10 protein-coding genes are annotated in these 8,893 nt (G+C 58.3%); 3 read left to right on the forward strand and 7 right to left on the reverse strand.

Features of this window, described 5'->3' with window-relative positions; translation table 11 throughout:
* Window positions 1-38 precede the first annotated feature (38 nt).
* The 5 genes from HWX34_RS04140 to gmk form a co-directional block, all read right to left on the reverse strand.
* Window positions 39-833, reverse strand: coding sequence for a thiazole synthase (locus HWX34_RS04140; protein WP_045845442.1), 795 nt, complete (start codon window positions 831-833; stop codon window positions 39-41).
* A gap of 24 nt (window positions 834-857) precedes the next feature.
* Window positions 858-1,058, reverse strand: coding sequence for a sulfur carrier protein ThiS (gene thiS / locus HWX34_RS04145; RefSeq protein WP_178971111.1), 201 nt, complete (start codon window positions 1,056-1,058; stop codon window positions 858-860).
* A gap of 3 nt (window positions 1,059-1,061) precedes the next feature.
* Window positions 1,062-3,218 (reverse strand): bifunctional (p)ppGpp synthetase/guanosine-3',5'-bis(diphosphate) 3'-pyrophosphohydrolase, encoded by a 2,157-nt coding sequence (locus HWX34_RS04150; protein ID WP_178971112.1) that lies wholly within the window; start codon window positions 3,216-3,218, stop codon window positions 1,062-1,064.
* Between the two features lie 23 nt (window positions 3,219-3,241).
* Window positions 3,242-3,448, reverse strand: a complete 207-nt coding sequence (rpoZ, locus tag HWX34_RS04155) for a DNA-directed RNA polymerase subunit omega (protein ID WP_045845439.1) — start codon at window positions 3,446-3,448, stop codon at window positions 3,242-3,244.
* Window positions 3,449-3,518: 70 nt separating this feature from the next.
* On the reverse strand, window positions 3,519-4,148 hold the full coding sequence (gene gmk / locus HWX34_RS04160; RefSeq protein ID WP_178971113.1) for a guanylate kinase: 630 nt from the start codon (window positions 4,146-4,148) through the stop codon (window positions 3,519-3,521).
* A 167-nt stretch (window positions 4,149-4,315) separates the two neighbouring features.
* Between gmk and HWX34_RS04165 the strand changes: the two genes are divergently transcribed.
* Together HWX34_RS04165 and HWX34_RS04170 are read left to right on the forward strand one after the other, a co-directional pair.
* Window positions 4,316-5,614: an NCS2 family permease gene (locus tag HWX34_RS04165; RefSeq protein ID WP_178971114.1), complete on the forward strand. Its 1,299-nt coding sequence runs from the start codon at window positions 4,316-4,318 to the stop codon at window positions 5,612-5,614.
* Between the two features lie 100 nt (window positions 5,615-5,714).
* Window positions 5,715-6,272: an adenine phosphoribosyltransferase gene (locus tag HWX34_RS04170; RefSeq protein ID WP_178971115.1), complete on the forward strand. Its 558-nt coding sequence runs from the start codon at window positions 5,715-5,717 to the stop codon at window positions 6,270-6,272.
* A gap of 67 nt (window positions 6,273-6,339) precedes the next feature.
* Here HWX34_RS04170 and HWX34_RS04175 read toward each other — a convergent pair whose 3' ends face one another.
* On the reverse strand, window positions 6,340-7,170 hold the full coding sequence (locus HWX34_RS04175) for a DUF1700 domain-containing protein (RefSeq protein ID WP_178971116.1): 831 nt from the start codon (window positions 7,168-7,170) through the stop codon (window positions 6,340-6,342).
* Complete coding sequence (locus HWX34_RS04180) at window positions 7,167-7,505, reverse strand: PadR family transcriptional regulator (RefSeq protein ID WP_131355748.1); 339 nt, start codon at window positions 7,503-7,505, stop codon at window positions 7,167-7,169. Before HWX34_RS04180 ends, HWX34_RS04175 begins: the two co-directional genes overlap by 4 nt.
* Window positions 7,506-7,719: 214 nt before the next feature.
* Between HWX34_RS04180 and HWX34_RS04185 the strand changes: the two genes are divergently transcribed.
* Window positions 7,720-8,757 (forward strand): patatin-like phospholipase family protein, encoded by a 1,038-nt coding sequence (locus tag HWX34_RS04185; protein WP_178971117.1) that lies wholly within the window; start codon window positions 7,720-7,722, stop codon window positions 8,755-8,757.
* The last annotated feature ends 136 nt before the right edge of the window (window positions 8,758-8,893 follow it).

Raw genomic sequence — 8,893 nt, forward strand, 5'->3', positions numbered from 1 at the left:
AAGCATTCCCGGCAAGCTTTTTGTGGCGCTTTTGTGCATCACGGCTTGCGAGAAGAAATCACCCCCTCACTAGGAGAACTTGGTACAGCGCTATAAAAACGTTTCGGCATCCGCTCTGCACAGTAGGCAGCACGGCCAGCCTCGACAGCCAGTTTCATGGCATGCGCCATCAATACCGGATTGCCGGCAGCGGCAATTGCGGTATTCATCAGCACGCCATCACAACCCAGTTCCATGGCGATGGCCGCATCGGAGGCGGTACCCACCCCGGCATCCACCAGCACCGGCACACTGGATTGCTCGATGATCAGTTTCAGGTTCCACGGATTCAGAATGCCCATGCCGGAGCCAATCAGGCTGGCCAGCGGCATGATTGCGCAACAGCCTATCTGTTCCAGCTCACGCGCAATGATCGGGTCATCGGAGGTATACACCATGACATCAAAGCCTTCGGCCACCAGCACTTCGGCAGCTTTCAGGGTTTCCTTGACGTTGGGGAAGAGATTGCCGGAATCACCCAGCACTTCCAGCTTCACCAGCCGGTGATCATCCAGCAGCTCGCGCGCAAGGCGCAAGGTACGGATGGCATCCTCGGCGGAATAACACCCCGCCGTATTGGGGAGCAGAGTGTAACGGTTTCGCGGCAAAAAATCGAGCAGATTGGGTTCGCCTGCGTTTTGGCCCAGATTCACGCGCCGGATGGCGACGGTGACGATATCGCAACCGGAGGCATCCAACGCCTGGGCGGTTTGTTCGAAATCGCGGTATTTGCCGGTGCCAACCAGCAAACGGGAATTGTATGCCTTGCCTGCGATGACCAGTTGATCCTGCACTGTCTACTCCTTGCTACGGTGTTGTCAGCCGCCGCCAACGGCAACGACGATTTCCAGCTCATCCCCGTCGGCCAGGGCCATCACGGCATGCTGGCTGCGCGGTACGATTTCTCCATTCAGCTCGACGGCGATGCGCTTGTCTCCAATTTGCAGCGCCTGCACCAGCTCAGCCACCGTGGCCAGCCGGGCGAATGTTTTCATTTCACCATTGATGCGCAATTGCATGTGTTATCTCCGCTCCGTCCGCTGCACCACCACCAGGCTTTGCACGGCATTCAGTACGCGGGAGAGGTGATCCACACTCTCCACCTGCAAACGGAAATGAATGTGGATGAAGCCATCGCCCACATGGGTATCCTGCGTGTCCACGCTTTCGATATTGGCTGAAGCCTGCGAGATGGCAGCGGCGATGTCCGCCAGCGCGCCACGCTCGTTACGCGCCAGCACGCTGACACTGACGCCGAACATGCGGTCGCGCTGGGTTTCCCAATTCACATTCAACAGCTTGTCATGATCGACACGCTGCACATTCGGACAGCTTACCCGGTGAATCACCAGGCCCTGCCCCTTGGTGATGACACCAAGGATTTCATCACCCGGCAACGGATTACAACAGCTGGACAGCTGCACCGTGCCCCCTTCATTACCACGGATGGTGACAGGGCCAACCTTGACGTCCTCGCCAAGACGCTCGCCCGCCAGCTCTACCAGACGGCGCGCCACAGCAATCGGCAACAGCTTGCCGGCGCCGATTTCGGCCAGCACCTCGGCAAAGCCTTGCAGCTTGTCGCCATGCACCGCCATGTATTCGGCCTTGAGCGCATCGTCCAACAGCAGCGGTGACACCGCCAGGGCACCAATCGCCTGCTTGAGCAGTTTTTCGCCCAGCGTGGAAGCTTCTTCGCGCTGCAAGCTCTTCAGATAATTGCGAATGCCGGAGCGCGCCCGGCCACTTTGCACGAAAGTCAGCCAGGACGGGTTGGGCTTGGCCTGGGTGGAGGTGATGACTTCCACCGTATCGCCATTGCGTAGCACGGTGCGCAATGGCATCAAGACATGATTGACGCGGGCGGCAATGCAGCGATGACCGACGTCGGTATGTACGGCATAGGCAAAGTCGACCGGGGTGGAGCCTTGTGGCAACACCATGATCTTGCCCTTGGGGGTAAACACGTACACTTCGTCCGGGAACAGGTCGATCTTGATGTGTTCGAGGAATTCGACGGCGTCGTCGCTCTCCTCCTGCATGTCCAGCAGACTTTGCAGCCACTGGTGCGTGCGCTGCTGGGCGGTATTGATGCCGGCATCGCCACTCTTGTACATCCAGTGGGAAGCCACACCGGCTTCAGCCACGCCGTTCATTTCCCGGGTGCGGATCTGCATTTCCACCGGCGTGCCGTAAGGGCCGAACAAGGTGGTGTGCAGGCTTTGGTAGCCATTACCCTTGGGAATGGCGATGTAGTCCTTGAACTTGCCCGGAATAGGCTTGTACAGGCTGTGAAGGGCACCCAGCGCCAGATAGCAGCTGGGGATGTCATTCACCACCACGCGGAAGCCATAAATATCCAGCACCTCGGAAAACGACAGGTGTTTTTCCTGCATTTTCTTGTAGATGCTGTAGAGGTTTTTCTCGCGCCCCTTGATGGTGGCTTCGATATTGCTTTCCACCAGCCGCTGGCTGACGGTTTTCAGAATCTTGTTGACCACTTCGCGGCGGTTGCCACGTGCGGCGCGCACTGCCTTGGACAGTACGCTGTAGCGATGCGGATGCAGGTGCTTGAAGGCCAGATCCTGCAGTTCGCGATATACCTTGTTCTGACCGATGCGATTGGCAATTGGCGCGTAGATTTCCAGCGTTTCCAGCGCAATGCGCTGGCGCTTGTCCTCACGCATGGAGTCCAGCGTGCGCATATTGTGCAGCCGGTCAGCAAGCTTGACGATGATGACGCGAATGTCGCGCGCCATGGCCAGCACCATCTTGCGGAAGTTTTCCGCCTGGGCGGTTTCCTTGGTCTGGTATTCCAGCCGTTCCAGCTTGGAGAGGCCGTCCACCAGGTCGGCCACTACTTTGCCAAACTTCTCCACCAGAGTGGGCTTGGTCACCCCGGTATCTTCCAGCACGTCATGCAACAACGCCGCCGCCAGGCCCTGCACATCCAGCCGCCAGTCGGTCAGCATGGTGGCTACGGCCAGCGGATGGGTGATGTAAGGTTCGCCGCTCTTGCGCGTCTGGCCTTCGTGCGCTTCACGACTGACTTCGAATGCCTGGCGCAGCAGTTGCACGTCTTCCGGCTTCAGGTAACGCGCCGCCGCCTCGAAAAAGGCCGCGGCTTCGCGCTCGATCAGTGCGTTGTAGTCGATGACGCTCTGAACTCCGGTCTCCATGCTTCGCTCCGCCACCACCCAGATCAGCCCTTGTTGCGTGTCAGAACTTCACGGCCAACATGACCAGCTGCGATTTCACGCAGTGCAACCACGGTAGGCTTGTGACGGCCGGCATCCACAAAGGCGGTGGCACCGGAGGCTACCTGACGGGCACGGTAAGCCGCGGCCAGGGTCAGGTCAAAACGGTTCTGGATACGATCCAGGCAGTCATCTACGGTAATACGTGCCATGTGATTTCTTTCATGAATGAAACGCAATGCGTTTAACTATATCGAGTTTTGCCGGGGCAACCAATGCGTGCTAGCTGCGCTGCACGCCCATGCGCGCCAGTGCCGGGGCCAGCCGTGCCACTTGCACGGCAGCACGCAGGCGGCGGGCACGGAAAATACTGATCAGATCGAGCCGGGCGCGTTCGAAGTCATCGTTGACCACGATGTAGTCGTATTCTGCGACCTTGTCGATTTCCGAGCGGGCCGAGGCCAGACGACGCAGAATGACTTCTTCGGTGTCCGTACCACGACCACGCAGGCGGCGTTCCAGTTCTTCGATGGACGGCGGCAGAATGAAAATGCCCAGCGCCTCAGGGAATACCTTGCGCACCTGCTCTGCCCCTTGCCAGTCAATTTCCAGCAGGATGTCGCGGCCCTCTTCCAGGCGGCTTTGCAACCAGCGCACGCTGGTGCCATAGAAATTGCCATACACTTCGGCATATTCCAGGAAGTCACCCGCGGCAATCATGGACTGGAAAGTTGCATGATCAACAAAATGATAATGCTGACCGTCCACTTCACCAGTACGCGCTGCACGCGTGGTATAGGAGATGGACAACTCCACCGTAGGCTCTGCCTGTAACAGGGCAGACACCAAAGAGGTTTTGCCGGCACCGGACGGGGCCACTACGATATAGATGTTCCCGACTGCTTTGGTCATCAAACGCGCTTCCTGCCAAAGAAAGGGTAATTTTTCAGAATACCACAGACTGCTTTTCCGGTTAAGTGTAAAAGTATCTTCATGTCAAGATTTAGGTATTTGTCTTCACACCGAAGTAAAATCGCGCGTCTTCACCAAACCATAACAAGGCTCGGAGCATCTCTGACATGCAAATACTGGAAAGCTTTTTCAAGCTGAGGGAACACGGCACTTCGGTCAAGACCGAAGTCATTGCCGGCTTCACCACTTTCCTGACCATGGCGTACATCATCCTGGTCAATCCGCTGATCCTGTCGGCCACCGGCATGGACCTGAACGCAGTCTTTGTGGCCACCTGCCTGGCCGCTGCGCTTGGCACCGCCATCATGGGACTGGTAGCCAATTATCCGATGGCACTGGCACCGGGCATGGGCCTGAATGCTTACTTCACCTTCAGCGTGGTCAAGGGCATGGGGATCCCTTGGCAAGCGGCGCTGGGTGCGGTTTTCATTTCCGGCATCGTGTTCCTGGCAGTCAGCCTGTTCAAGGTGCGTGAAGCCATCGTTAACGCCATTCCGCGTTCGCTCAAGTTTGCCATTTCTGCCGGTGTCGGCATGTTCCTGGCCATCATCGCACTGAAGGATGCCGGCGTGATTGCCGCCCATCCGGCCACCTACCTGACCCTGGGCAACATCCACAACCCGACCACCCTGCTGGCCATTCTGGGCTTTTTCCTGATCGTGGCGCTGGAATACCGCAAGGTGCCTGGCTCCATCATCATCGGTATTCTGGTGGTGACTGCGCTGTCCATCGCGCTGGGTCTGTCCAAGTTCGAAGGCATCTTCGCGCCGGTACCGAGCATGGAACCCACCTTCATGAAGATGGATCTGCACGCTGCGATGAGCGCCGGTCTGGTAGGCGTGATCTTCGTCTTCTTCTTTGTCGATCTGTTTGACACCACCGGCACTCTGGTGGGCGTGTCGCACCGCGCCGGCCTGCTGGACAAGGACGGCAAACTGCCGCGCCTGAAGCGCGCCCTGCTGGCTGACTCGGTGGCCATCACCGCCGGTGCCATCATGGGTACCTCCTCCACCACCGCCTATATCGAATCCGCCGCTGGCACCGCCGTGGGTGGCCGTACCGGCCTGACCGCCACCGTGGTGGCCATCCTGTTCCTGGCCTGCCTGTGGATTTCGCCGCTGGCGAAGACCGTACCGGCCTACGCCACCGCCCCGGCCCTGTGCTATGTTGCCGTGCTGATGGCACGCGGCCTGGCAGAAATCGACTGGAGCGACCTGACCGAGTCCGCCCCTGCGGTGATGACTGCACTGGCCATGCCGTTTACCTTCTCGATTGCCGACGGTATCGCTTTTGGCTTTATCAGCTATGCTGTGATCAAGATTCTGGCCGGCCGCTTTGCCGACCTGAAACCGGCGGTCGTGGTAATTGCCGCACTGTGGATCTTCAAGCTGGCATTCTTTGCCTGATCCTTATCCGGCGAATCAAGGCCTGCCGCGTGGTGCGGCGGGCCTTTTTGCTTTGTGCAACAGCAAACACGGTCGCTTCATTTGAAAGTACAATAGCGCCATGGAAAATCTCAGCAATCTCGACTATTCCAGCTATCTGAAAGGCTGGATCCGCACCGTGCCCAACTGGCCCAGCCAGGGCGTGATGTTCCGCGACATCACCCCGCTGCTGCAAAACCCGAAAACCTTCCGCATGCTGATTGACATCTATGTGCATCGCTACATGCTGGAAAAGGTGGATCTGATCGCCGGGCTGGATGCACGTGGTTTCATCATTGGCTCGGTTCTGGCTTATGAGCTGAACGTCGGCTTCGTGCCCATCCGCAAGAAGGGCAAGCTGCCGTTCACCACGGTGGCGGAAGAATACGAACTGGAATACGGCAATGCCACGGTGGAAATCCACACTGATGCCTGCAAGCCGGGTGACCGGGTGGTGCTGATTGACGACCTGGTGGCTACCGGCGGCACCATGATGGCTGGTTATAATCTGCTGAAAAAACTGGGGGCGGATGTACTGGAAGCTGCCGCGATCATCGAACTGCCGGAACTGGGTGGCGGCAAGCTGATCCGCGATAGCGGGCTGGATGTCTTCACCGTCTGCTCCTACGACGGCCATTGAGGCTCTCAGCGTCATCACCATGCAAAACGGACCCGCGGGTCCGTTTTTGTTTGTCATCTCCAACTACTCAGTCATCCCGTCCCCTGGCCTTGTCCAGAAGACCCAGCTGGTAACGGCCATAGGCCAGCAAGCCACGCCAGGTCCAGCGTGCCAGCAGGTAGCACAGAAACAAACCGCCACCACCCAGCGCCATCAATACCAAGCCAGTCAGCAGCATGCCATGTCGGCTGGGGCCCCAGTCCAGGCCACCGATATCCACCTGCCCGGTTTCATCTTTGATGTGCAGCCGGCCAAGCGCAGCGCTCGCATTGCGCTCCAGGCTGACCGTCCCATCACTGGACTGGATATGGATGCTGGCGCGGCCCGAAGAAGCCTCCCGCACCACATCCACCGTTTCGCCGTTACTACCACGGATATGAATATTCCCCGCCGGACCACCCTGGGCAAAATCGGACCAGATGGCACGAACATCGCGCGATTCATGAATGGCAGGCCAGCCGAACAGCTCATTGCACGCCAGTGTGCCAAACAGCACCAGACCGCCAATCAGGATGCCGGTGGAAGCCAGTGCCGCCATGGTCAGCATCCACAGATAAAACAGGAAGGGTACGGCCAGCAGGAAGTTGAGCAGCCCCATGCCGGCAATGGCACCGACCACGGCAAACAGGTTGCCGACCGTCTTGCGGTCTTCCCAGCGGGCTATATGGTGGCGCGCCATCAGCTCCCTGGCCAGCTGGCGCGGGTCGCCCAGGGCGGCAGCGATCTCCTCCTCCGTCCGGCCGGCCGCCAGTCCATCGCGGAAGTATTCCTGATAATCGGCAATGATTTCCTGCTTTTCTTGCTGCGGTAGTCGCACCAGGGCGTCCTGCAACTGACGAATGAATTCTTGCTGGTTCATGCTGTTTCTCCCGTGGCCCGGCCTGCGGCCAGTTGCAACACACTGTTTACATCGCCGACAAACTCCTGCCATTCCTGCTGCATCAGTGCCAGCTGGCGTCGTCCTTCTGCGGTCAGGGTGTAGTACTTGCGCGATGGCCCGCTGGCTGACTCCACCAGATAAGTCGACACCCAGGCTTCGGCCTGCAAGCGGCGCATCAAGGGGTACATGGTTCCTTCACTTACCTCCATGCTGCGCGACAGGATGCTCACCAATTCGTAGGCGTAGCTATCCCCCGCCGCCAGCGCCGCCAGCACACACATGTCCAGCGTGCCCTTCTTCAACTGTGTTTTCATGTTTCACCCCCTACCTTGCATTACACGATAGTTTGGCGTGCCCAATGCAAAGTCAGATCCGAGTCTAGCTCCAACTATCATGTATTACAAGGTACATGGTAAAACCACGTAGTCAAGCAGACAGCGCCTGCCAAAGAATTTTCTGAATAAATCAAAGAAAATTCACAATTCATAAAGCATAATTCTTATTATTTCCCATGCAGGAGTGGCAGACATGAGCAGCAAAAAGAAATCGCTGGCGCTGGTACTGGGCGGTGGTGCCCCCAATGCCACCTTGATGGCAGGCTCGCTGGTGGCCTTCATCGAAGCGGGCGTGGAGTTCGACATCATTTCCACCTCGGGTGCGGGTGCCATTGTCGGCTTGCTGTATACCGCCGCCAAAGGACAGGACCCGAAAGCCGCGCTGGAAAAACTGGCCGACATGGGGGTGGCCGATGCGCTGTACTCCGTCTTCCCGGTCAACTTCAAGGTATTCAACAAGCCCGGCCCGATGGCCGACCTGTGGCGCCAATGGCAGCAGGCCAACCCGGTATTGCAAGCCATCCAGGCCCAGGCAGACCAAGGCCCCTTGCAACGCTTGGCGGCCGACTGGAGCAGCTGGCTGATGGCCACCCTCTGCCCTAGTGACCTGAATGCGAAAAGCCAGGGTCTGTGCGCGCATGTGCCCTTCATCGACCAGGTAGTGGACTTTGCCAAACTGGCCGACATCAAGCCGCAGTTTTATCTGAATGCCTACAATCTCAGCAAAAAACGCATGGATTGCTGGAACAAGCAGCAGATCAACCACGACCACTTTCTGGCCGCACTGTCCTTCCCGCTGATCTACCCGCCTTACCTGCTGGATGGTGATTACTACATCGAAGGCGCTGCCATCGACACCCTCAACTTCAAGCGTCTGTTCCAGGATCATCCTTATATCGATACCACCGTGGTGTTCGATGTATTGGGCAGCGAAGAGATCCTCCATCCGCCACGCGATCTGTACGACGCCTGGGTGCAGTCCATCATCACACCGCTGACTGAAATTGCCCGCGATGACCTGAAGCTGTTCGAAGCCCTGCATAACAAGGATGCCGAGGGCAAGCCGCGTACCCGCTTGCTGCGTGTGGCTTACGACCAGTTCATCCGGCCGGAGCAGCGCGAGCAGGAACTGGACTGGTCCTACTCCAACCTGTCGCAGATGTATCAGGCCGGCTATGCCGCCGGGCAGGCATTGTGCCGCGACCATGCCGCCGAACTGGGCTTGGCCTGATTCCGCTAGTATCATGCAACAAGGGCTGCCATGGCAGCCCTTGTTGTTTAACACCTCAACCGCCCTGCAGCCGAGGCCACAACGCCGCCGCAGGTGTTTCAGCGCCCTGCCTCAGTACCACTCAATCCCGGCCTGT

This window comes from Aquitalea sp. LB_tupeE (genome assembly GCF_013391415.1).
Taxonomy (GTDB): Bacteria; Pseudomonadota; Gammaproteobacteria; order Burkholderiales; family Chromobacteriaceae; genus Aquitalea.

What these genes read in the sequence shown, in the direction of transcription:
- thiS (WP_178971111.1), bottom strand. Translation starts at nt 1,058, where the DNA reads ATGCAATTGCGCATCAATGGTGAAATGAAAACATTCGCCCGGCTGGCC.
- HWX34_RS04150 (WP_178971112.1), bottom strand. Translation starts at nt 3,218, where the DNA reads ATGGAGACCGGAGTTCAGAGCGTCATCGACTACAACGCACTGATCGAG.
- rpoZ (WP_045845439.1), bottom strand. Translation starts at nt 3,448, where the DNA reads ATGGCACGTATTACCGTAGATGACTGCCTGGATCGTATCCAGAACCGT.
- gmk (WP_178971113.1), bottom strand. Translation starts at nt 4,148, where the DNA reads ATGACCAAAGCAGTCGGGAACATCTATATCGTAGTGGCCCCGTCCGGT.
- HWX34_RS04165 (WP_178971114.1), top strand. Translation starts at nt 4,316, where the DNA reads ATGCAAATACTGGAAAGCTTTTTCAAGCTGAGGGAACACGGCACTTCG.
- HWX34_RS04170 (WP_178971115.1), top strand. Translation starts at nt 5,715, where the DNA reads ATGGAAAATCTCAGCAATCTCGACTATTCCAGCTATCTGAAAGGCTGG.
- HWX34_RS04175 (WP_178971116.1), bottom strand. Translation starts at nt 7,170, where the DNA reads ATGAACCAGCAAGAATTCATTCGTCAGTTGCAGGACGCCCTGGTGCGA.
- HWX34_RS04180 (WP_131355748.1), bottom strand. Translation starts at nt 7,505, where the DNA reads ATGAAAACACAGTTGAAGAAGGGCACGCTGGACATGTGTGTGCTGGCG.
- HWX34_RS04185 (WP_178971117.1), top strand. Translation starts at nt 7,720, where the DNA reads ATGAGCAGCAAAAAGAAATCGCTGGCGCTGGTACTGGGCGGTGGTGCC.